This window comes from Isoptericola sp. NPDC055881 (genome assembly GCF_053615895.1).
This window is the reverse complement of the sequence record NZ_JBSHCR010000019.1, coordinates 1-21,379: the sequence shown is the minus strand read 5'-3', so window position 1 is coordinate 21,379 and position 21,379 is coordinate 1. Positions and strand designations below refer to the sequence as shown.

Genomic DNA, 21,379 nt, shown 5'->3' with positions numbered 1-21,379 from the left:
ATCATCCCGTCCGGACCACGAGCGCACCGGGCTCCACCCAGGTCTCCAGCTCGACGGCGCTGCCGAGCGGGTCACCGTCCACCTGGGCCTGCTCGCCCTCGTCCACCCGGATGACGGCCCGACGGGCCCGGGTGTGGTCGATCCGCCCGATCTTGCCGGGCAGGTCGTTCCGCACGCCGAGGCCCTGCGCCACGACCTCGCCGAACAGCTGGGCCCACCCGGCGAGGCCGCCGCGGGTGTCGATCGCGGCGACGTCGAGCTCCCCGTCGTCGATGACCGCGTCGGGGAGCAGGGTGATCCCGCCGGGCAGCCGCCCGCAGTTGCCGACCATGATGCTGCGCAGCCGCGCCTCCACCGGCTCGTCGTCGTCGAGCCGGATCGTCGCCCGCATGCGCCGGCCGTGCAGGTGCCGCGCCCCGGCGAGGAAGTACGCCACCCAGCCGACCTTGGCCTTGAGCTGGTCGTCGGCGTCGGCCACCATCGCGGCGTCGAAGCCGAGGCCGGCGATGACGAGGAAGACGTGCGCCTGGTCGGGGTCGTCGGGCAGGTCCGTGTCCGGTGCGTACTCGGTGACCCGGGCGCGTCCGACGTCGATGGCGCGGTCCTTGCCGCCCAGCACGACGGCGACCGCGTCCGGGACGGACGTCAGCGGCAGGTCGAGGTTGCGCGCCAGCAGGTTGCCCGTGCCGACGGGGATGAGACCCATCGCGCGGCCCGTCCCGGCGAGCGCCTCCGCGACCGCCCGCACCGTGCCGTCCCCGCCGGCGGCGACGACGACCTCGGCCCCGTCGGCCAGCGCCCGGCGCGCCTGTCCCGTGCCGGGGTCGTCCACGGTGGTCTCGTAGAACAGCGGGCGGGGGAGCGCGGCGTCGCCGCACACCCGCTCCACCACCTCGCGCACGTCGGCGGCGCCCTCCTTCGAGGGGTTGATGACGACGGCCAGCCGCATGCCGCGCGACCCGCCGTCCTGCGCCCGCTGCGCGTCCCGTGCGGCGACGACGTGCGCCCGCGTCCGGGGCCGCCGCCAGACCACCACGAGGGCGGCGAGCGCCGACAGCCCGGCGACCAGCACGACGACGAGCGCGACGACCCCCGCGTACTGATCTGGCATGACCGCAACCTACGACGTTTCGCGCCACGAGACCCGGCGAGGTGCCCCGACGTGGCGCACCCCACCCCGCGAGGTAGTACCCAGCCCGGTGAGGTAGTACGCAAGCCGGTGAGGTAGTGCGCAACCCCGCGAGGTAGTCCGCAACCCGGTGAGGTAGTACCCAACCCCGCGAGGTAGTACTCAAGCCCGCGAGGTAGCACGCACCCCCCCCGGAATTCCCGGGGTGCCCGCGCGCCCGACCGTTAGGCTTGCGCGCGTGATCGACCTCCGACTGCTGCGCGACAACCCCGACGCCGTCCGTGCGAGCCAGCTGGCCCGCGGCGACGACCCCGCCCTCGTGGACGCGGCGCTCGACGCCGACGCGCGCCGCCGTTCCTCCCTGACGGAGTTCGAGTCGCTGCGCGCGGAGCAGAAGGCGCTCGGCAAGCAGGTCGCGCGGGCCCAGGGCGAGGAGAAGGCCGAGCTGCTCACCCGCACCAAGCACCTCGCGGAGCAGGTGAAGGGCCGGCAGGCGGAGGCGTCGGACGCCGAGGCGCAGGTCGACGAGCTGCTCTACCGCATTGCGAACGTCGTCGAGGGCGCGCCTCCCGGGGGCGAGGACGACTACGTCGTCGTGAAGCAGGTGGGCACGCCGCGCGACTTCGAGGCCGAGGGCTTCGCCCCGCGCGACCACCTGGAGCTCGGCGAGGGCCTGGCCGCCATCGATACCGCGCGGGGCGCGAAGGTGTCGGGATCGCGGTTCTACTTCCTCACCGGCATCGGGGCCCGCCTCGAGCTGGCGCTGCTCAACGCGGCGGTCGACCAGGCGGTGGGCGCCGGCTTCACGCCGATGATCACCCCCACGCTGGTCAAGCCGGACACGATGCGCGGCACCGGGTTCCTCGGCAGCCACGCGGACGAGGTCTACCACCTGGAGAAGGACGACCTGTACCTCGTGGGCACCAGCGAGGTGGCGCTCGCGGGCTACCACGCGGACGAGATCCTCGACCTGTCGGCCGGCCCGAAGCGATACGCGGGCTGGAGCGCGTGCTACCGCCGGGAGGCCGGTGCCGCCGGGCGCGACACGCGCGGCATCATCCGCGTGCACCAGTTCCACAAGGTCGAGATGTTCAGCTACTGCGACCCCGAGGACGCCGCCGCCGAGCATCAGCGCCTGCTCGCCTGGGAGGAGGCGATGCTGGCGAAGGTCGAGCTGCCGTACCGGGTCATCGACACCGCGGCGGGGGACCTCGGCTCGTCCGCGGCGCGCAAGTTCGACTGCGAGGCGTGGCTGCCCACGCAACAGCGCTTCCTGGAGCTCACGTCCACCTCGAACTGCACCACGTTCCAGGCCCGCCGCCTGGGCGTGCGCGAGCGCACCGCGGACGGCACGACACGTCCCGTCGCCACGCTCAACGGCACGCTCGGCACCACCCGTTGGATCGTCGCCATCCTGGAGAACCACCAGCAGGCGGACGGCTCGGTGCGGGTGCCCGAGGGCCTGCGGCCCTACCTGGGCGGCCTCGAGGTGCTCGAGCCGGTCGCGTGAGCGCCGAGCCCGTCGCGCCCGCCGAGACCGCCGCCGAGACCGCCCCCGTGCACCTGGTCGCCCTGGACATCGACGGCACGCTGCTCGGGTACGACGGCGGGCTGTCGCCGGCGGTGCGCGACGCGGTCGCCGCGGTCCAGGACGCGGGCCACCACGTGGTGCTCGCGTCGGGCCGGTCGCTGATCGCGATGACGCCGGTGGCCGAGCTGCTCGGCATCTCGTCCGGCTGGATGGTCTGCTCCAACGGTGCGGTGACCGTGCGCCTCGACCCGTCGCTGCGCGAGGGCTGGGAGCTGGACGAGGTGCGCACGTTCGACCCCGGCCCGGCGCTGCGGCTGCTCCGCGAGGAGCTGCCCGACGCCCGCTACGCCGTCGAGGACATCGGCGTCGGCTTCCGGATGAACACGCTGTTCCCGGAGGGCGAGCTGGACGGCGTGCACCAGGTCGTCGCGTTCGAGCAGCTCTGGTCGCGCGAGGTCACGCGCGTCGTCATCCGCAGCCCCGAGCACACCCCGGAGCAGTTCAGTGCGATGGCCGCACGTCTCGGGCTCGGCGACGTCACCTATGCCGTCGGCTGGACGGCGTGGATGGACGTCGCGCCGAAGGGCGTCACGAAGGCGTCCGGGCTGGAGCGGCTGCGCGCGCGGCTCGGCGTCGGGCCGGCTGACACCGTGGCCGTGGGCGACGGGCGGAACGACGTCGACATGCTGCGGTGGGCCGGTCGCGGCGTGGCGATGGGCCACGCGGACGACGTCGTGCGGGCCGCTGCCGACGAGGTCACGGGCACCATCGACGAGGACGGCGTCGTCCCCGTGCTGCTCTCCCTGCCGAGGTAGCGCGAGTCCGGCCGAGACGGTCTGAGGGCGGCCCGCACCTGGTGCGGACCGCCCTCAGCACTGTCTCGAGACGTCAGGCGCGGGCGGTGAGGACGATCGGGCCGTCCTCGGTGATGGCGATGGTGTGCTCGCTGTGCGCGCCGCGGGAACCGTCGGCGGAGCGGAGCGTCCAGCCGTCGGGGTCGGTGAAGATCTCGTCCGTGGTCTCGAGGAACCACGGCTCGACGGCGATGACGAGGCCCGGCTTGAGCGGGAACCCGCGGCCGGCGCGGCCGTCGTTCGGCACGTGCGGGTCGCCGTGCATGGTGCGCCCGACGCCGTGCCCGCCGAAGTCGGTGTTGATCGCGTAGCCCGCGCCGCGCGCGACCTTGGCGATGGCGGCGGAGATGTCGCCGATGCGGTTGCCGGCCGTGGCGGCGGCGATGCCGGCCTCGAGCGCGGCCTCGGTGGTCTGGATGAGCTTGGCGTCGGCCGCGGCCCGCTGCGGGGTGGCCGAGGTCCCGACGACGAAGGACACGGCGGAGTCGGACACCCAGCCGTCCACGGAGGCGGCGAAGTCGATGCTCAGCAGGTCGCCGTCGCGCAACGTGTAGTCGTGCGGCAGCCCGTGCAGGACGGCGTCGTTGACCGACGTGCAGATCACCTTGCCGAACGGCATCGCGCCGAACGACGGGTGGTAGTCGATGTAGCAGGACTCGGCACCGCGGTCGCGGATCATGCGGTGCGCGACCTGGTCGAGCTCGAGCAGGTTCACCCCGACGTCGGCGGCGTCCCGCACCGCGGTGAGGACCTCGGCCACGAAGCGCCCGGCAGGGCGCATCTGGTCGATCTCTCGCGGGCTCCTCAGCTCGATCATGGCGGTCCTCTCGAAATGCTCGTGACGCGGGTGCAGGTCCCAGGGTGTCATGAATCGTCACCGAGTCGTGACCGTGAAACGCGTTGCGGGAACTTGCATCGAGGGGTCCAGGTGCGGTCGACTCAGGGTGGAGGCAGTATCCCGGTCTAGGGAGACCTGGGAGCACGGGCCGCCCATCGGTGGGCAACTTCCGTGAACCACGACGCAGTGGAGGAGCTTGGCATGACCACACGAACGACGACGGCGCGGCGACGCGCACTGGCCCTGGCCGCGACCGGCGCGAGCCTGGCGCTCGTGCTGGCGGCCTGCAGCGACCCGGACGGCGAAGGCGGCACGGGGAGCGAGACCGGCGGTGACAGCGCCTCCGCAGCGAGCATCGACTGCAGCGCGTACGACGAGTTCGGCGACCTCGACGGCAAGACGGTCAGCGTCTACACCTCGATCGTCGACCCGGAGGGCGCGACCCAGCAGGCCTCGTACAAGGCCTTCGAGGACTGCACGGGAGTCAAGATCAACTACGAGGCGTCCCGCGAGTTCGAGGCACAGCTGCAGGTCCGCATCAAGGCCGGCAACGCCCCCGACATCGCGTACCTGCCGCAGCCGGGCCTGCTGAACACGATCGTGAAGGACTACCCGGACGCCATCCAGCCGGCACCGGACGCGACGGCCAAGAACGTCGACAAGTACTGGAACGAGACCTGGAAGGGCTACGGCACGGTCGACGGCACCTTCTACTCCGCGCCGCTCGGCGCCAACGCGAAGTCGTTCGTCTGGTACTCGCCGAAGATGTTCGCGGACGCGGGCTACGAGATCCCCCAGACCTGGACCGAGCTCCTCGACCTCACGAAGACGATCCACGACAAGACGGGCGGGCCCGTCTGGTGCGCCGGCGTGGAGTCCGGTGACGCGACCGGCTGGCCGGGCACCGACTTCATCGAGGACATGATGCTCCGCACGGCGGGCATCGAGGACTACGAGAAGTGGTACACCCACAAGATCCCGTTCAACGACCCGAAGGTCGTCAAGGCCTGGGACACGGCGGGGCAGATCCTCAAGAACCCGGACTACGTCAACGCGGGCCTGGGCGGGGTCGACTCGATCGCCACGCAGTCGTGGACGGACGCCGGCAACGGCATCCTCGACGGCAACTGCTGGATGCACCGCGCGGCGAACTTCTACCAGACGCAGTGGCCCGAGGGCACGACCGTCTCCAAGGACGGCGACGTGTTCGCGTTCTACCTGCCGACGGACCAGACCGACATCAAGCCGATGCTCGGCGGCGGCGAGTTCGTGGCCGCGTTCAACGACCGTCCCGAGGTGCAGGCGTTCCAGACGTACCTGTCCAGCGCGGACTGGGCCAACCAGAAGGCGCTGAACACGCCGGACGGCGGCTGGGTGAGCGCGAACAGCGGTCTCGACCCGAAGAACCTGGCCACGGAGTTCGACCAGTACGTGGCGGGCGTCCTGTCCGACCCGAACACGGTCGTCGCGTTCGACGCGTCCGACCTCATGCCCGGCGAGGTCGGTGCCGGCACGTTCTGGAACGGCATCGTCGACTGGCTCACCGGTGCGAGCACCCAGGAGGTCACCGACAAGATCGAGGCGTCGTGGCCGAGGTGAGGCCGAGGTGAGGCCGAGGTGAGGCCGAGGTGAGCCATCGCCTCGCGTGACACCAGCTCGACCGTGCGGTCCGGGTACGTCCGACGACGTGCCCGGACCGCGCGTCCCGTCCCTGACTCCGTCCTGACAACTCGAGGAGGTCGCCGATGACCTGGTTGCTCGAGCCCGACACCACGACGCAGAAGTTCATGCTCATGGTGTTCGCCGTGGTGCTGTTCGCCGCGGTGATGGGGCTGATCCTGTTCCTGGTGGACCGCCCCAAGCGGATCCCGTCGTGGGTGGTGGCGCTCGGTTTCGTAGGGGTGCCGATCCTCTTCCTGGTGTACGGCCTGCTGCGGCCGGGACTCATCACGCTCTGGCAGTCCTTCTTCAACCGCAACGGCACCGAGTTCGTCGGTGTGGACAACTACGTGCGGGCCTTCACCGAGGGCCAGTTCCAGCAGGTGCTGCTCGTCACGGCCGCCTGGGTGATCCTCGCCCCGCTGCTGAGCGCCGTCATCGGTCTCGCCTACGCCGTGCTGGTCGACCGCACCCGGTTCGAGAAGCTCGCCAAGGCGCTCGTCTTCGTCCCGATGGCGATCTCGATGGTGGGCGCGTCGATCATCTGGAAGTTCGTCTACGAGTTTCGGCCCGACCAGCCCGGCATCGAGCAGATCGGCCTCCTCAACCAGGTGCTGGTGTGGGTGGGCCTCCCGCCGCAGCAGTTCCTCATCGGGCAGCCGTGGAACACCTGGTTTCTCATCGTGGTGATGATCTGGATCCAGACCGGGTTCGCGATGACCGTGCTCTCCGCGGCGATCAAGGCCATCCCGGACGACATCGTCGAGGCGGCCCGCCTCGACGGGCTGCACGGCATGGGGATGTTCCGCTGGATCACGGTGCCGAGCATCCGCCCGGCCCTCGTCGTCGTCCTCACCACGATCGCGATGGGCACGCTGAAGGCGTTCGACATCGTCCGCACGATGACGGGTGGCCAGTTCGGCACCCAGGTGGTCGCGAACGAGTTCTACACGCAGGCGTTCCGGCAGGGGAATCAGGGCCTCGCGGCGGCGCTCGCCGTCGTCCTGTTCGTCCTGGTGATCCCGATCATCGCGTACAACGTGCGGCAGATGCGCAAGTCGGAGGAGATCCGATGACCTCGACCCCCACTCCCGGCCAGGCCGTCGCGAGCTCCGCGCTGGACGAGGACGTCCCGCAGGCGCAGGTCCGCAAGCTCTCCCGCCTGGAGCGCCGGGCGATCGCGACCAAGGGCAAGCTGAGCTCGCCGTGGGCGTCGGGGATCGCGATCATCATCGCGATCCTGTGGACGATCCCCTCGCTCGGCCTGCTCATCACCTCGTTCCGGCCGCAGGACGACATCCGTCGCAGCGGGTGGTGGACGGTGTTCGGCGACCTGTTCACCGGGTCCGCGCAGTTCACGATGGACAACTACAACGAGGCGCTCTACGGGAACAGCAACGACCTGTCGACGTTCTTCGTCAACTCGTTCGTCATCACCATCCCCGCGGTCCTCATCCCGATCACGCTGTCGCTGCTGGCGGCGTACGCGTTCGCGTGGATCAAGTTCCCCGGCCGCAACTTCCTGTTCGTCGCGGTCTTCTCGCTCCAGGTGGTGCCGCTGCAGATCGCCCTGGTGCCGCTGCTGTCGGACTATGTCGACTGGGACATCAACGGCAGCTACTGGACGGTCTGGTTGTCGCACTCGATCTTCGCGCTGCCCCTGGCGATCTTCCTGCTGCACAACTTCATGAAGGACATCCCGGCCTCGCTCGTGGAGGCCGCCCGCGTGGACGGGGCGGGGCACGTCAAGATCTTCTTCCGCGTGCTCTTCCCGCTGCTGGTCCCGGCGATCGCGTCGTTCGGGATCTTCCAGTTCCTCTGGGTCTGGAACGACCTGCTCGTCGGCCTCACGTTCGCCGCCCCGCAGTACCAGCCCCTGACGGTCAAGATCGCGGAGCTGGCGGGCACGCGCGGTGGTGACTGGTACCTCCTGACCGCCGGTGCGTTCATCGCGATGGTCGTGCCGCTGGTCGTGTTCATCGGGCTGCAGCGCTTCTTCGTGCGCGGCATGCTCGCGGGCGCCGTGAAGGGCTGACGCCCCGACGAGGGTCCAGACGAAGGTCCCGGTGCAGGGACGACGACGGCGGCCCGGGCAGTGTGCCCGGGCCGCCGTCGTCGTGCTTGGTGTCGTGCGGTGCGTCAGACCGCCGGCGGGGCGCTGGGGACGCCGTAGGGCGCGGGCGCAGCCTGCACGCCCTTCGGGTCCGGGCCGAAGCGGTTCGGGCCCATGGTCCCGGGCTGCGCGTACAGCACGATCATGATGATCCCGCCGACGAACGGGATGAGACCCAGGAACCAGAAGAACCCGGACTTGTCCTGGTCGTGCAGGCGGCGCACCGAGACGGCCAGCGTCGGCAGCAGGACCGCCAGGTACACGAGCGAGAACAGGGACGTCGCGACGGTGAACCCCGCGCCCATCGTCGCCGTGTCGGGGTCCACCGAGGTGGCGGCAACGACGCCGAGCACGATGCTCGCCACGACGCCGATGATGGCGAGGAACAGGTACCAGAACCAGAACTCCGAGCGGCGCGCGCGGCCGGTGAACGTGGCGTACTGCGAGAAGACGGACTTGATCGCGTCCGGGAACGACATGGCGGCCTCACTGGGTCGTCGGCGGGGGCGTCCGTGTGCCGGCGCTCGCGGAGTGCGTGCTGGCCCCCGGTGGCCCCGCGAGCGTAGGGGGCGCACGCACGGCGCGTCCAGGGTTTGTCCACGTCTCATCCACATACTCGGTGGGGAGAACTCCCCGTCGGGCCCCCACGGTGCGCTCCCGGCGCCCGTATGCTCCCTGGGTGCCGACCCCCGCGCCGCCGCCGCGCGGCCCCCTGGACCGCGTCCCGGCACCCGTCCTGTTCGTGGTCTCGGGGCTCACCCTCTACGCCGGCGCGGCCGTCGCGGTGGGGCTCTTCGGGCGCCTCGGCGCCCCCGCCGTGGGCTGGTGGCGCATCGTGCTGGCCGCGGTGGTCCTGGTGGCCTGGCGGCGCCCGTGGCGGCGGCGCTGGTCGCGCCGCGACCTCGTCGCGGCGGTGCTGTTCGGCGTCGTGCTCGCGGCGATGAACGTGGTCTTCTACGTCGCGGTGGACCACCTCCCGCTCGGCGTCGCGGTCGCGATCGAGTTCCTCGGCCCCGTCGCGGTCGCCGCGATCACCGGCCGGGGCTGGCAGGAGCGCGCCGCGATCGCCGTGGCGGCGGGAGGCGTGCTGCTGCTCGCGGGCGTCACGCTCGGGTCAGGGATCCCGCGGGAGGACGCCGTCGTCGGCCTCGGCGCGGTGCTCGCGGCAGCCGCCTGCTGGGCGGGATACATCGTGCTGGGCAAGCGCGTCGCCGGCGCGGGAGCGGGGATCGACGGCCTCGCGGTCGGCATGGTGGCCGGTGCGCTGGCGTTCGCCCCGTTCTTCGCGTCGTCGGCGCCGGAGGTCCTGACCGATGTCCCCCTGCTGCTCTTCCTGCTCGTGGTGGCGGTGTGCTCGTCGGTCGTGCCCTACGTGCTCGACCAGGTGGTGCTGCGGCGCGTCGGCACCGCGACCTTCTCCGTCATGCTGGCGCTGCTGCCCGCCACCGCCGTCCTCGTCGGTGCCGTGGTCCTGCGGCAGATCCCCACCTGGCCCGAGCTGGCGGGGCTCGCCCTCGTCTCCGGCGCCATCGTCATGACCGCGCGCGGCTGACGCCGCGCCCCCGGCGCCCTACAGGTACTGGCCGGGGGAAGGGCGACGGTCGTCGCCGGGTCCGGTCGGGCCGTCCCCGGGGCCGGCCGACCCGCCCGGGCCGAACGGCGTCGGGTGAGCGCCCGGCGGCAGGGCCCGGCGCATCTGGGAGAGCTGCGCCTGCGCGGCCATCTGCTGCGCCACGAGCGCCGTCTGGATGCCGTGGAAGAGGCCCTCGAGCCAGCCGACCAGTTGCGCCTGCGCCACCCGCAGCTCGGCGTCCGACGGGACGCTGTCGTCGGAGAACGGCAGCGTGATGCGGTGCAGCTCCTCGACGAGGTCGGGGGAGAGCCCGTCCTCCAGCTCCGTGAGGGAGCGCTCGTGGATCTCGGCCAGGCGGGTCCGGGCCGCGTCGTCGAGGGGAGCGTCGCGCACCTCGTCCAGCAGCCGCTTGATCATGCCGCCGATGCGCATCACCTTGGCCGGTTCCTCGATGCGCGACGACTCCTCGACCTCGGCGCCCTCCGGGGCGTCCGCGTCGTCGGCGTCGGGAGCGGTGGGCTCCCCGTCGGGGGTGACCACCCGCGGGAGGTCGGCGTCGGACGGGGCTCGGGTGGCGTCGTCGCTCGCGGTCATGCTCCCCAGTGTGGCCCACCCGGCCGACACGGGCCGGTCAGGGGACGAGCAGGACCTTGCCGAAGGGCTCCCCGGACTCGAGCAGCTCGTGCGCCCGTGCGGCGTCCGCCAGCGGCAGCCGGGCGTGCACGACGGGCCGCACGCGGCCGTCGGCGACCAGCGGCCACACGCGCTCGCAGACGGTGGCGACCAGCGCGGCCTTCTCGTCGGCCGACCGGGAGCGGAGCGTCGTGCCGGTCACCCAGGCGCGCTTCGCCATGAGGGCCGACAGGTCCAGCTCGCCGTGGCGGCCCTGCTGCAGGCCGATGACGACCAGGCGGCCACCCGGCGCCAGCGCCCGGACGTTGTCCGCGAGGCCGCCGCCGCCGAGCACGTCGAGCACGACGTCGGCCCCCCGCCCGCCGGTGGCCTCGCGCACGGCGGTGACGACGTCCTGCGACCGGTGGTCGACGCCGACCGTCGCGCCGAGGGCGACGCAGCGGGCCGCCCGCTCGGCGCCGCCGGCGGTCGCGACGACGCGCGCCCCCAGGGCCGCCGCGAGCTGGACCGCGACGCTGCCGACGCCACCCGACCCGCCCTGCACCAGGACGGTCTCGCCGGCGTGCAGGTGACCGGTGTCCACGAGGTTCGTCCACGCGGTGCACACGGCCTCGGGGAGGCCCGCGGCGTCGACGAGGTCGACGCCGTCGGGGACGGGCAGCAGCTGGCCGGCGCGCGCCACGACCTGCTCCGCATAGCCCCCGCCCTCGAGCAGCGCGACGACGCGGTCGCCGGGCGCCCAGCCGGTCACGCCGGGGCCGAGCGCGCGGACCGTACCCGAGATCTCGAGGCCCGGCCACTCGGGAGCGCCGGGCGGCGGGGGGTAGTTTCCGGCGCGTTGGAGCAGGTCAGCGCGGTTGACGCCCGCCGCAGCGACGTCGACCAGGACCTCACCCGGGCCCGGTTTGTCCAGGTTAACGAGGGATAGGGTGAGTTTCCCTGGACCGCCAGGTGCCGATATCGTGACCGCTCGCACACCGATGGAGCCTACTCGCGCACCTGGAGCCCAGCCGGGCACGCGGAGCGGTGCCGGACGTGATGGCACCCATCCGAGGCATGGACGACGACGGTCGCCCGCACTCGACGAACAGTGTTGGAGAGGGTTCAGATGCTCCGCAGGTTGGGCGTTCGCGGGAAGATTCTCGCGACACTCGCCGTGCCGATCTTCGTCCTGGCGTTGACGGCGGGCTGGATCACCTGGCAGTCGCTGCAGGAGAACCGCAGCGCCGAGCAGACGGCGGCGCTGATGGCCTCGCTCGAGCTGCAGGACGTGGCGGGCTCCGCCGTGGCGGCCGAGCGCGCGACGAACATCGCGGCCGAGATGGGGATCCCGGGTGCCAAGAAGGCGCTCGTGAAGGCCCAGGAGGACACCGACCGGGCCCTCGACGCCCGCGACGAGGCGCTCGAGGTCCTCGACGTCAGCGCGCTGCCGACGAACGTCCAGGACGCCGTGGCGCGCACGCTGCGCGACCGGACCGTGCTCGACGAGCTCCAGCGCAAGGTCATCTCCGGCCAGCTCACGGAGGCGCGCGCCACGGAGCAGTACACGGCGCTCAGCGAGAACGCGATGGACGTGCCGCGCTCGGTGGCCCAGAGCGGCACCGACGCCGGCCTGACCCGGCACATCAACGCCTACACGGCCCTCGACGAGGCGATGCTCGCCAACACGCTGGAGCGCCCCGTCGCCGGCGCCGTGCTGGCGTCGCTCCAGGCGGGCGAGCCGCCGGCCGCCGACCTCAACGGCCGCATGGTCACCACCCTGCAGCAGACCGACGCCCTGCGCACCGACGCCCAGGAGCAGCTCGAGCAGATCCCCGGCGGGTACGAGGTGCCCGCCTACGCGAACGACCTGTCCCAGCTCCGGCTCCAGCTGCGCTACCTGAACCTCTCCGGCCTCGACACCGAGGCGGCCGGGCAGTGGAACAAGCTCTCCCAGGGCTGGGTCGCGCAGACGCAGCCGGTGCGCGACGAGGTCCGGGACGCGACCGTCGCGTACTCGGACGACCTCGCGGACGACGCGCAGACGGCCGCCCTGCTGACCGGGGCGGCGGCGTTCGGCGTCGTGCTCGTGTCGTTCCTCCTCGCGCTGCTCATCGCCCGCCGCATCGTGCAGCCGCTGGCCCGCCTCACCTCCGCGACGGCGGACGTGCGCGACCGCCTGCCGCGCATGGTCGAGCAGATGGCCGTCCCCGGCCAGGGCCCGTCGATCGACCTGGTCCAGGTCCCCGTGGAGTCCAGCGACGAGATCGGCCGCCTCGCGGCGGCGTTCAACGAGGTCAACGAGACGACGATGGTCGTCGCGCGCGAGCAGGCGGCCCTCCGTGGCTCCATCGCCGAGATGTTCGTCAACGTGGCCCGGCGCGACCAGGTGCTGCTCAACCGGCAGCTGTCCTTCCTCGACGAGCTGGAGCGGTCCGAGGAGGACCCGACCACCCTGTCGAACCTGTTCCGCCTCGACCACCTCGCCACCCGGATGCGCCGCAACGCGGAGTCGCTGCTGGTGCTCGCAGGCATCGACTCGGGGCGCCGCGTGCGCAACCCCATGCCCATCTCCGACGTCGTCCGCACGGCGTCCTCCGAGATCGAGCTGTACGACCGGGTGCGCCTCAACCTGGGCGTCGACCCGCACATGCTCGGCCACAACGCGCTGAGCGCCGCGCACCTGCTGGCGGAGCTCCTCGAGAACGCCACGATGTTCTCCGAGCCGCACACGCCGGTCGAGGTGACGACGGCGCGCGACCAGCGCGGCGTGGTCGTCACGGTCCGTGACCACGGGCTCGGGATGAGCCCGGAGGAGATCGCGGACGCGAACTCGAAGGTCGCGAGCCGGTCCGCGTCGGACGCCGTGGGTGCCCAGCGCCTCGGCCTCTACGTGGTCGGCCGGCTGGCCGACCGCCTCAACGCGCGCGTCGGGTTCAGCGCGGGCGACGGCGGCGTCGGCACCGAGGTGACCGTCCTGTTCCCGGCGGACCTGTTCCTGCCGGACGAGGCGCTGCCGCTGCCCGAGCCGACGGACCCGCTGGAGGCGGCGACGCAGAGCGCGGCCGCCGACCTGAGCGGCCAGTCCCTCGGCACGCTCCAGGCTCCCACCTCGGCGCCGGTGGCCTCGGTCCCGGCGGCCGCGGAGGAGCCCTCCGCCGCGCCGGCCGCGCCGGCCGCGCCGGCCATGCCAGCCATGCCGGCCACGGCGTTCGGTTCCGCGGCCGACGACACGCGCACCACGCCGACGCCCGCGGTCGCGTCCGCCCGGTCCGCGCTCCCCGCGGCGCCCGAGGCGCCCGCCGCCGTGGCCGTCGACCTCGACGCGCTCACCGACGGGACGACGTCGATCGGCATGCCGCGCCGCCGGCGCTCCGACGCCGCGCACGCGGAGACCTCGCCCGGCGTCGACACCGGCCCGATCGTGCTCCCGCCGCTCGCGACGCCGAACCTGCCGAACCTCGTGGACGACACGACGACGGACGCCTGGCGCCCGCCGTCGGCCGTCGAGGCCTCCGCGACCTCGCTGCCGAGCCGGCACCGCGCCGAGCCCGAGCCGGCCGCCGCCGAGCCCGAGCCCGTGTCCGCGCCGGTCCTCGGCGTCGACCAGCGCGCGGGGCTGTTCTCGAGCTTCCGGTCGATGGGGTCGATCGACGCCTCGGAGACCGAGAGCACGCTGCAGCTCGACGCCGTCACCGAGGACCCGGCGGCACTGCCGGGAGAGCTCGCCCCGGTGGCCTACGAGGAGCCGGCGGCGCACGTCGCCGTGCCGCTGCACGAGCCCGAGCCCGAGCCCGTCCCCGCCCCTGCGCCGCAGCCCGTGGCGCACGAGCCGTACCGCCCGGCCACCGAGGTCTCGCCGGTCGTCGCCCTGCCCACGCGCGCGTCCGCCGCCGCGCCGGCGGCCCCGGCGGCACCGATGGCTCCGATGGCTCCGATGGCTCCGGCCGGCCCCGAGCCGCAGGAGGCCGCACCCGCGGCGTTCGCCGCCCCGGCGACGTCGGCGTTCGAGCCGGTCGTGCGCGAGGTGCCGGAGACCGCTACCTCGGCGTTCGACCCCGTGACGCCCGCGGCAGGTCTGCCGCCGCGCGACGAGCCGGCCCCCGCCCAGGACGCGTTCCAGGAGCTCCCGGCGTTCGAGGACCTGATCTCCGACCTGCCGACGCGCCGCGCGGCGCGCGAGAACGAGGCGGCGCAGGCGGGTCGCCGGCGTGGCCTGTTCGGGCGCAAGCCCTCCTCCGAGGACGCGGCTCCCGCGGCTCCTGCGGCGACGCGGTTCCCCGCGGCGACGGGGACCGCCCCGGAGGCCGCCCGTGCGGAGCCGGCGCCGTTCGAGCCGGCCCCGTTCGAGCCGGCGCCCTACGACGCGTCGCCGTTCGACGCCGCCCCGGCGGCGTACGAGGCGCCGCGCGAGGCCCCCCGGCCGGAGCCGCGCGAGGAGCCGGCGGCGACGTCGTACGGCGGCTCGGTGCTGCCGCTGCGCCCGACGGAGACCGGCGGGAACGACCCGCTGGACCCGCACTTCGTGCCCGACACGGTCGAGGCCCGGTCGGAGTGGATGGCCTCGGCCGTCCTGTACGAGGAGATGTCCACGATGCTGCAGCGCGGCGTCTTCCAGGAAGGGAACGTGACTTCGACGAACGAGGAGCAGACGTACCGCCCGACGACGGTCTCGAGCGTGTCGGGCGGCCTGGCGCGGCGCCAGCGGGCGGGGGAGTCCTCGGCGTCGGCCGAGCGCTTCACGGCCCGGATCGAGCGGGACCCGGAGCAGCTTCGCTCGCGGCTGTCGGCCTTCCAGTCGGCCACCAGCCGCGGTCGTGACGACGCGGGAGCCTTCAGGGCCTCGACGCCGCCCGCCCCCACCGTGAATGATGTCCCTGGATCCGCGCCGCAGCAGCGGTGACCTGCGCCTTCGGCGTACTTGACGAGGAGGAAGCGTGACCCTCAGTACTGAAGCGACCAACTTCGGGTGGCTTCTCGACAACTTCGTGCGCACCGTCCCGGGCAGCCGCCACACGCTGGTGGTCTCGGCGGACGGTCTGCTCATGGCGATGTCCGACCAGCTCGACCGCACCAGCGGTGACCAGCTCGCGGCGATCGTCTCCGGCATGTCCAGCCTGACGCGCGGGGCCTCCCGCCAGCTCAACGGCGGCAACGTGCGCCAGGCCGTCATCGAGATGGACAACGGGTTCCTCTTCCTGATGAACGTCTCCAACGGCTCCGTCCTCGCGGTGGTCGCCGAGTCGTCCTGCGACATCGGCCTCATCGGCTACGAGATGGCGCTGCTCGTCTCCCGCACCGAGGCCACGCTCACCCCGCAGCTGATCTCGGAGATGCGCGGCAACCTTCCGGTGGACGGTTCGACGCGCTCCGCGCGGGTGGGATGAGGTCGCGACCATGACGCACGGATCGTTCGGTTCTCTGGGTGCGCACTCGGCAGACGGCTACGAAGCCTCGACGGTGCGTCCCTATGCGGTCACCGGCGGCCGCGTCCGTTCCGCCATGTCCGACCTGCCTCTCGAGGCGCTGGTCGAGGTGCTGCCCGGCGCCGTCACGAGCATGGGCCTCACCCCGGAGAAGCGGGCGATCCTGCAGCACGCCGCGCACACGTACGTCTCGATCGCGGAGCTCTCCGCGCTGCTGCGCCTGCCCCTCGGCGTCGTCCGCATCCTGGTCGCGGACATGCAGGAGGAGGGGCACATCACCGTGCACACCTCGACCCCGGTGAACGTCCACACGGGTCACGGCAGTTCCCACTCGGGCCTGTCTCTGAGCGTCTTGGAGAGTGTTCTCAATGGCATTTCCGCCCTCTGACAGCCCGACGCCCGGTGCGTCCGGGGGGATGTCCCCGGCCTGGGCGCCGGTCTCCCAGACGGTCGGCGCGGTGAGCGCTCCGACGGCCGGCGGCGCTCCGGCGGCAGCCGGTGCCCCGCAGCGGCAGAGCGTGCTGGGCGGCGCCCCGGCGGCGAACGCGGCTCCGGGCCCGATCACCTCGGTGCCGGCGGCGGCGCCGGCGCGCCCCGTCGCCCAGCAGGTTCCCGCCCCGGCGGCTGCTCCGGCCGCCGCGCCGGCCCAGCCGGCGGCGACCGCGCAGGGACCCTCCGCCCCGGCGCAGCCCGCCCCGACGTCGGCCCACGCACAGCCGTCCACCGCGCCGACCGTCACGAAGATCGTCGTGGCCGGCGGGTTCGCCGTCGGCAAGACGACGTTCATCGGCTCCATCTCGGACGTCGAGCCGCTGAACACCGAGGCCGCGATGACCGAGCACTCGGTGGGGGTCGACGACGCCGGCGGTGTCTCCGACCGGAAGACCACCACGACCGTGGCGATGGACTTCGGCCGTGTGAACCTGCCGGGCAACCTCTGGCTCTACCTGTTCGGCACGCCGGGCCAGGACCGCTTCCTGTTCATGTGGGACGACCTGATCCGCGGCGCCATCGGTGCCGTCGTGCTCGTCGACACCGACCGGCTGGAGCAGTGCTTCCCGGCGATCGACTACTTCGAGTCGCGCGGCGTGCCGTTCGTCGTCGGGGTGAACTGCTTCGACGGCGTCGCCAAGCACCGTCTCGAGGACGTCCGCGAGGCGCTGCAGATCCCGGCGCACGTGCCGATGCTCTACACGGACGCGCGGTCGCGCGCCGCGACGAAGCAGACGCTCATCGCCCTCGTGCAGCTCGCGATGCGGCAGCTGCGCTCGGGTGGCGGCCCCGCCTGACAAGCGCCGTCCCGACCGCCGTCCCGCGGCCCCGGCTCGCCTCGGCGACCGGGGCCGCGGCCGTGCCCGGTCTGTACACTGCTGTGCCGGACGGCGGCCCGGGCCGGCGTCCTGGGAGGGCTGACAGAGCGGCCTAATGTGACGGTCTTGAAAACCGTTGTGCAGCAATGCACCGGGGGTTCGAATCCCTCGCCCTCCGCCATCGCGAGCGCCGCCGACGGATGCGTCGGCGGCGCTCCGTCGTCGGGTCAGCGGATCTCGACGATCGGCAGGCGCAGCGCACCGGGTGCCGCGGACGGCACCACCGGGTGCCGGGGTCGCGTGGGCGCGACGCCGGCGTATGCGGCCCCCGGGGCGGGCCGGGTGTCGGCGTCGCCGCGGTTCGGCCAGAGGGCGCACGCCCGCTCGGCCTGGGCGGTGATGGTGAGCGACGGGTTGACGCCGAGGTTGGCGGTCACGGTGGACCCGTCCAGCACGTGCAGGCCGGGATGCCCGTGCACGCGGTGGTACGGGTCGACGACGCCGGTGGCGGGGGAGTCGCCGATCGTGCAGCCGCCGAGGATGTGCGCCGTCATCGGCACGTCGAACGGGTCGCCCGCGCTGCCGCCCGCGAGCCCGCCCATGCGGGCCGCCATCGCCCGGACGGCGTCGTGCGCCACCGGGATCCAGGTCGGGTTGGGCGCTCCGGTGCCCTGCCGTGAGGTGAGCCGCCGGCCGAGGAGCCCGCGGCGCGTGAACGTCGTGAGCGAGTTGTCGCGGCTCTGCATCACCAGGGCGATCACGGTGCGCTGCGACCAGCCCCGCAGGTCGTACAGCGCGGGTAGGTCGCGGCGCCGACGCCAGAGCTCGGCGAGCCACCGGCGCCAGCGCGGGCCGTCGCCGGGTCCGACTCCGTCGACCAGCACGGTCTGCAGGAGCCCCATCGCGTTGGACCCGCGGCCGTAGCGCACGGGTTCGACGTGCGTGTCCTCGTCCGGGTAGAAGGACGACGTGATGGCCACGCCCTCGGAGTAGTCGGGCTCGCCCACCTGGCCGCGGCGGGCCGGCCGCATCGCCCCCAGCAGGGCCTCGGAGTTGGTGCGCGTGAGGTGTCCGAGGCGCGGGGAGAGGTGCGGCAGGTCGCCGCTGTCCCGCATCGCGTGCAGCAGGCGCTGCGTCCCGAGCGTCCCGGCCGCGAGCACCACCTGTCGGGCGCGGTACGTGCGTCGCCCCGCCCAACGGTTCCCGGTGCGGTGGGTGCGCACCTCGTAGCCGCCGTCGGTGCGGGGGAGGACGGCGGTGGCCGTGGTCAGCGGGTGCACGCGGGCACCGGCGGCCTCCGCGAGGTGCAGGTAGTTCTTGACGAGCGTGTTCTTCGCGTTGTGCCGGCAGCCCGTCATGCACTCGCCGCAGTGCAGGCACGGGCTGCGGTCCGGTCCCCTGCCCCCGAAGAAGGGGTCGGGGACGGCGTTCTCGGACCCGTCGCCGGGCCGCGAGGGCCCGGCGGCTCCGTCGTCCCCGAGGAACACGCCGACCCGGACCTTGCGGAACGTGTGCCCGACGCCGAGCTCCTCGGCCACGTCGCGCACGAGCTCGTCCGCGGGGGTGGTGCGGCGGTACTCGACCGCGCCGAGCATCCGCTCGGCCTGGTCGTAGTAGGGGTCGAGCTCTGCCTTCCAGTCGGTCACGTGCGCCCAGGCGGGGTCCGACCAGAACGCGTCGGGCGGCCGGTACAGGGTGTTGGCGTACACGAGGGAGCCGCCACCGACGCCCGCCCCGGCGAGCACGAGGACGTCCTTGAGGCGGTGGATCCGCTGGATGCCGTAGCAGCCCAGGGCGGGGGCCCAGAGGAAGCGGCGCAGGTCCCAGGAGGTGCGCGGCAGCTCGTCGTCGGCGAACCGTCGGCCCGCCTCGAGCACGCCGACGCGGTAGCCCTTCTCCGTGAGCCGCAGGGCAGCCACGCTGCCCCCGAAGCCTGAGCCGACGACGAGGACGTCGTAGTCGTCGTAGTCGTCGGCGGGGTCGGCGGGCTGCTCGGTGACCGGGCTGCAGACCGGGCTGCTGACCTGGCTGCGGACCGGGCCGGAGGCTCTGCGGAGGGTCTGGTCGTCGTCGTCCAGCATGCGCCAGACCGTAGCGCGGTCCGGGGTGCGGCGGGGGCGACGGCGCACGGCTTTTGCCCCCAGGCATGCCCGGCGGTTACTCTGGGCGCCGCGGTGTGGTTGTGCTGCCGCGAGGAGACGTCGCATAGTCTGGTCTAGTGCGCCACCCTGCTAAGGTGGTAACGGGGCAACCCGTTCGCGGGTTCAAATCCCGCCGTCTCCGCCAGGAAGGCTCCGGCTGCTGATCGCCCGGGGCCTTTTCTGTTGCCTGATGTCGGGTCGGCGGGGCGCGAGAACCGCCCTGCCGGAGGTCGTCCCGGTGTCGTGCATCACGATGGGCCCCGTCGGTTTGGGGAACGGGCCCGGTGCCTGTAATGTTCTCGTCGGTCGGTGCGACAGCGCCGGTCAGGACTGCGCCCGTAGCTCAACGGATAGAGCATCTGACTACGGATCAGAAGGTTGGGGGTTCGAATCCCTCCGGGCGCACCGAAAGGCACAACGGCTCGATCCCCACACGGGATCGGGCCGTTGGTCGTTTCGGCCCCACGGGGTGGCACAGCAGCGAGGTCAGCGCCGACCGCGTCACGACCTGGCCCCGGCCCGTCGCGCACGTCGCGGCGGTCGGCGCGTCCAGCGCCAGACGCTGCAACGACACGACCGAGAGGGTGATCGATCGCATGAGCGATCAGACCTGGCAGACGATCGCGATCGTCGCGTACCTCCTGGCGATGCTGGGCATCGGGTACGCAGCGTTCCGCAGGACCGACGACCTGGACGACTACATGCTCGGTGGGCGCCGGCTGCGCCCCGGCGTGGCCGCCCTGAGCGCGGGCGCCTCCGACATGTCGGGCTGGCTGCTCATGGGGCTGCCCGGCGCGATCTACCTCACCGGGCTCGTCGAGGCGTGGATCGCGGTGGGCCTGACCGTGGGCGCGTGGCTCAACTGGAAGTTCGTGGCCCCCCGTCTGCGGGCCTACACGGAGGTCGCGAACAACTCGATCACCATCCCGAGCTTCTTCGACAACCGCCTCCGCGACCCCGCGCACCTGCTGCGCGTCGCGGCCGGCCTGATCGTCCTGGTGTTCTTCACCTTCTACGTCTCGTCCGGGATGGTCGCGGGCGGGACGTTCTTCGAGAGCTCGTTCGGGCTGGACTACCTCACCGGGCTCCTCGTCGTCGGCGGCGTGACGCTCGCCTACACGCTCTTCGGCGGGTTCCTCGGGGCGACGTGGACCGACGTCGCGCAGGGGGTGTTGATGCTCGCGGCGCTCGTCGCGGTGCCGGTGATCGCCGTGGTCGACCTGGGTGGTTGGTCGGCGGTGCAGGAGGGGATCCGAGCCGCGGACGCCGCCGGCACCACGCAGCACCTGTCGTTCTTCGCCGGCGCCACCGCCACCGGCGTCATCTCTGCGCTCGCGTGGGGCCTGGGGTACTTCGGGCAGCCGCACATCATCGTGCGCTTCATGGCCATCCGCACGCCGCAGGACGCGACCGCCGGACGACGGATCGGCATCGGCTGGATGGTGCTGACCGCGCTGGGCGCCGTGATGACCGGGCTGGTCGGCGTCGCCTACGCGAACGTCAAGGGTCTCCAGGTCGACAACCCGGAGACCATCTTCCTGCTGCTCGCCCAGCTCCTCTTCCACCCGCTGGTGGCGGGCCTGGTGCTGGCCGCGGTGCTGGCGGCGATCATGTCGACGATCTCGTCGCAGCTGATCGTGTCCTCCTCGGCGCTCGTCGAGGACCTGGTGAAGATGTCCGGGCTCCGGCTCAGCCCCCGGGCCGAGGTGATGCTCGGCCGGGGCGGCGTCCTGCTCGTCGCGGTGGTCGCGGCGCTGATCGCCCTGGACCGGACGTCCTCGATCCTCGACCTGGTGGGCTTCGCGTGGGCCGGGTTCGGGTCGGCGTTCGGACCGGTCGTCGTCCTGAGCCTCTACTGGCGTCGCCTGACGCGGTGGGGTGCGCTCTCGGGGATGGTCGCCGGTGCGGTCGTCGCGTTCGTCTGGGGACGTACGTCCCTCGCGGACAGCCTGTACGAGATCGTCCCCGGGTTCGCGATCGGCCTCCTCGTGGCGGTCGTCGTCAGCCTCGTGACGCCGAGGCCGGACGGTGCGGTGCTCGAGGAGTTCGACGCCGCACGGCGTCTCGCCCGTGGGGAGCGGCCGGAGCTGCAGCGCGTCTGACGCGCCGCCGGCACCGCCGCGCCCGGGGGGCGGACAGGTGCCCGGCCGGGGCCTCATCGGCCTCGCCGGCGGGCCGTGGCGGGACGTGGCG

Annotated in this window: 17 protein-coding genes and 3 tRNA genes; 14 read left to right on the top strand and 6 right to left on the bottom strand. The window is 72.8% G+C overall.

Features of this window, described 5'->3' with window-relative positions; genetic code table 11:
- Position 1: 1 nt before the first annotated feature.
- Positions 2–1,111: a diacylglycerol/lipid kinase family protein gene (locus ACWGKI_RS08185; RefSeq protein ID WP_452186131.1), complete on the bottom strand. Its 1,110-nt coding sequence runs from the start codon at positions 1,109–1,111 to the stop codon at positions 2–4.
- Positions 1,112–1,367: 256 nt separating this feature from the next.
- Here ACWGKI_RS08185 and serS point away from each other — a divergent pair, with 256 nt between their 5' ends.
- Positions 1,368–2,639: a serine--tRNA ligase gene (serS, locus tag ACWGKI_RS08180; protein WP_380242868.1), complete on the top strand. Its 1,272-nt coding sequence runs from the start codon at positions 1,368–1,370 to the stop codon at positions 2,637–2,639.
- Positions 2,636–3,475, top strand: a complete 840-nt coding sequence (locus ACWGKI_RS08175; RefSeq protein ID WP_452186129.1) for an HAD family hydrolase — start codon at positions 2,636–2,638, stop codon at positions 3,473–3,475. The genes serS and ACWGKI_RS08175 overlap by 4 nt, the downstream gene beginning before the upstream one ends.
- A gap of 73 nt (positions 3,476–3,548) precedes the next feature.
- Here ACWGKI_RS08175 and map read toward each other — a convergent pair whose 3' ends face one another.
- A complete protein-coding gene (gene map, locus ACWGKI_RS08170; RefSeq protein WP_452186127.1) occupies positions 3,549–4,331 on the bottom strand; it encodes a type I methionyl aminopeptidase in 783 nt (260 codons plus the stop codon).
- 222 nt (positions 4,332–4,553) lie between these two features.
- Here map and ACWGKI_RS08165 point away from each other — a divergent pair, with 222 nt between their 5' ends.
- From ACWGKI_RS08165 to ACWGKI_RS08155, 3 genes are all read left to right on the top strand, one after another.
- Positions 4,554–5,951: an ABC transporter substrate-binding protein gene (locus tag ACWGKI_RS08165; protein ID WP_452186125.1), complete on the top strand. Its 1,398-nt coding sequence runs from the start codon at positions 4,554–4,556 to the stop codon at positions 5,949–5,951.
- Between the two features lie 146 nt (positions 5,952–6,097).
- Positions 6,098–7,087, top strand: a complete 990-nt coding sequence (locus ACWGKI_RS08160; protein ID WP_380242876.1) for a carbohydrate ABC transporter permease — start codon at positions 6,098–6,100, stop codon at positions 7,085–7,087.
- Positions 7,084–8,046, top strand: a complete 963-nt coding sequence (locus tag ACWGKI_RS08155) for a carbohydrate ABC transporter permease (protein WP_380242878.1) — start codon at positions 7,084–7,086, stop codon at positions 8,044–8,046. Before ACWGKI_RS08160 ends, ACWGKI_RS08155 begins: the two co-directional genes overlap by 4 nt.
- A 104-nt stretch (positions 8,047–8,150) precedes the next feature.
- Here the strand turns inward: ACWGKI_RS08155 and ACWGKI_RS08150 are convergent, their stop codons facing one another.
- On the bottom strand, positions 8,151–8,603 hold the full coding sequence (locus ACWGKI_RS08150) for a DUF805 domain-containing protein (RefSeq protein ID WP_452186123.1): 453 nt from the start codon (positions 8,601–8,603) through the stop codon (positions 8,151–8,153).
- Positions 8,604–8,803: 200 nt separating this feature from the next.
- Between ACWGKI_RS08150 and ACWGKI_RS08145 the strand changes: the two genes are divergently transcribed.
- Complete coding sequence (locus ACWGKI_RS08145; protein WP_452186121.1) at positions 8,804–9,676, top strand: EamA family transporter; 873 nt, start codon at positions 8,804–8,806, stop codon at positions 9,674–9,676.
- Positions 9,677–9,694: 18 nt separating this feature from the next.
- On the opposite strand, the gene ACWGKI_RS08140 is transcribed toward ACWGKI_RS08145, so the two are convergent.
- Positions 9,695–10,291: a bacterial proteasome activator family protein gene (locus ACWGKI_RS08140; protein WP_380244947.1), complete on the bottom strand. Its 597-nt coding sequence runs from the start codon at positions 10,289–10,291 to the stop codon at positions 9,695–9,697.
- Positions 10,292–10,328: 37 nt separating this feature from the next.
- Positions 10,329–11,306, bottom strand: a complete 978-nt coding sequence (locus tag ACWGKI_RS08135) for an NAD(P)H-quinone oxidoreductase (RefSeq protein ID WP_452186119.1) — start codon at positions 11,304–11,306, stop codon at positions 10,329–10,331.
- 180 nt (positions 11,307–11,486) lie between these two features.
- Here ACWGKI_RS08135 and ACWGKI_RS08130 point away from each other — a divergent pair, with 180 nt between their 5' ends.
- The 5 genes from ACWGKI_RS08130 to ACWGKI_RS08110 all read left to right on the top strand — a co-directional run bounded on the left by ACWGKI_RS08130 (position 11,487) and on the right by ACWGKI_RS08110 (position 17,226).
- Complete coding sequence (locus ACWGKI_RS08130) at positions 11,487–15,212, top strand: ATP-binding protein (protein WP_452186117.1); 3,726 nt, start codon at positions 11,487–11,489, stop codon at positions 15,210–15,212.
- 34 nt (positions 15,213–15,246) lie between these two features.
- Positions 15,247–15,696 carry a roadblock/LC7 domain-containing protein gene (locus ACWGKI_RS08125; protein WP_380244950.1) on the top strand — a complete coding sequence of 150 codons (450 nt, stop codon included), beginning with the start codon at positions 15,247–15,249 and terminating at the stop codon, positions 15,694–15,696.
- 10 nt (positions 15,697–15,706) lie between these two features.
- Positions 15,707–16,123 carry a DUF742 domain-containing protein gene (locus tag ACWGKI_RS08120; RefSeq protein WP_380244951.1) on the top strand — a complete coding sequence of 139 codons (417 nt, stop codon included), beginning with the start codon at positions 15,707–15,709 and terminating at the stop codon, positions 16,121–16,123.
- Positions 16,124–16,193: 70 nt separating this feature from the next.
- Positions 16,194–17,024: a GTP-binding protein gene (locus ACWGKI_RS08115; RefSeq protein WP_452186114.1), complete on the top strand. Its 831-nt coding sequence runs from the start codon at positions 16,194–16,196 to the stop codon at positions 17,022–17,024.
- 114 nt (positions 17,025–17,138) lie between these two features.
- Positions 17,139–17,226: transfer RNA gene (locus ACWGKI_RS08110), tRNA-Ser, on the top strand.
- A gap of 46 nt (positions 17,227–17,272) precedes the next feature.
- On the opposite strand, the gene ACWGKI_RS08105 is transcribed toward ACWGKI_RS08110, so the two are convergent.
- The gene (locus ACWGKI_RS08105; protein ID WP_452186112.1) at positions 17,273–19,126 is read right to left on the bottom strand and encodes a GMC family oxidoreductase N-terminal domain-containing protein; all 1,854 of its coding nucleotides are present in this window, start codon (positions 19,124–19,126) and stop codon (positions 17,273–17,275) included.
- Positions 19,127–19,239: 113 nt separating this feature from the next.
- Here ACWGKI_RS08105 and ACWGKI_RS08100 point away from each other — a divergent pair.
- The 3 genes from ACWGKI_RS08100 to putP all read left to right on the top strand — a co-directional run bounded on the left by ACWGKI_RS08100 (position 19,240) and on the right by putP (position 21,288).
- Positions 19,240–19,331, top strand: a tRNA-Ser gene (locus ACWGKI_RS08100).
- 187 nt (positions 19,332–19,518) lie between these two features.
- A tRNA-Arg gene (locus ACWGKI_RS08095) sits at positions 19,519–19,591 on the top strand.
- A 191-nt stretch (positions 19,592–19,782) separates the two neighbouring features.
- Positions 19,783–21,288: a sodium/proline symporter PutP gene (putP, locus tag ACWGKI_RS08090; RefSeq protein WP_452186110.1), complete on the top strand. Its 1,506-nt coding sequence runs from the start codon at positions 19,783–19,785 to the stop codon at positions 21,286–21,288.
- Positions 21,289–21,379 lie beyond the last annotated feature (91 nt).

Excerpts from the sequence above, each read along its gene's own strand:
- ACWGKI_RS08185 (WP_452186131.1), bottom strand. The coding sequence starts at position 1,111 with ATGCCAGATCAGTACGCGGGGGTCGTCGCGCTCGTCGTCGTGCTGGTC.
- map (WP_452186127.1), bottom strand. The coding sequence starts at position 4,331 with ATGATCGAGCTGAGGAGCCCGCGAGAGATCGACCAGATGCGCCCTGCC.
- ACWGKI_RS08165 (WP_452186125.1), top strand. The coding sequence starts at position 4,554 with ATGACCACACGAACGACGACGGCGCGGCGACGCGCACTGGCCCTGGCC.
- ACWGKI_RS08160 (WP_380242876.1), top strand. The coding sequence starts at position 6,098 with ATGACCTGGTTGCTCGAGCCCGACACCACGACGCAGAAGTTCATGCTC.
- ACWGKI_RS08155 (WP_380242878.1), top strand. The coding sequence starts at position 7,084 with ATGACCTCGACCCCCACTCCCGGCCAGGCCGTCGCGAGCTCCGCGCTG.
- ACWGKI_RS08150 (WP_452186123.1), bottom strand. The coding sequence starts at position 8,603 with ATGTCGTTCCCGGACGCGATCAAGTCCGTCTTCTCGCAGTACGCCACG.
- ACWGKI_RS08140 (WP_380244947.1), bottom strand. The coding sequence starts at position 10,291 with ATGACCGCGAGCGACGACGCCACCCGAGCCCCGTCCGACGCCGACCTC.
- ACWGKI_RS08120 (WP_380244951.1), top strand. The coding sequence starts at position 15,707 with ATGACGCACGGATCGTTCGGTTCTCTGGGTGCGCACTCGGCAGACGGC.
- ACWGKI_RS08105 (WP_452186112.1), bottom strand. The coding sequence starts at position 19,126 with ATGCTGGACGACGACGACCAGACCCTCCGCAGAGCCTCCGGCCCGGTC.
- putP (WP_452186110.1), top strand. The coding sequence starts at position 19,783 with ATGAGCGATCAGACCTGGCAGACGATCGCGATCGTCGCGTACCTCCTG.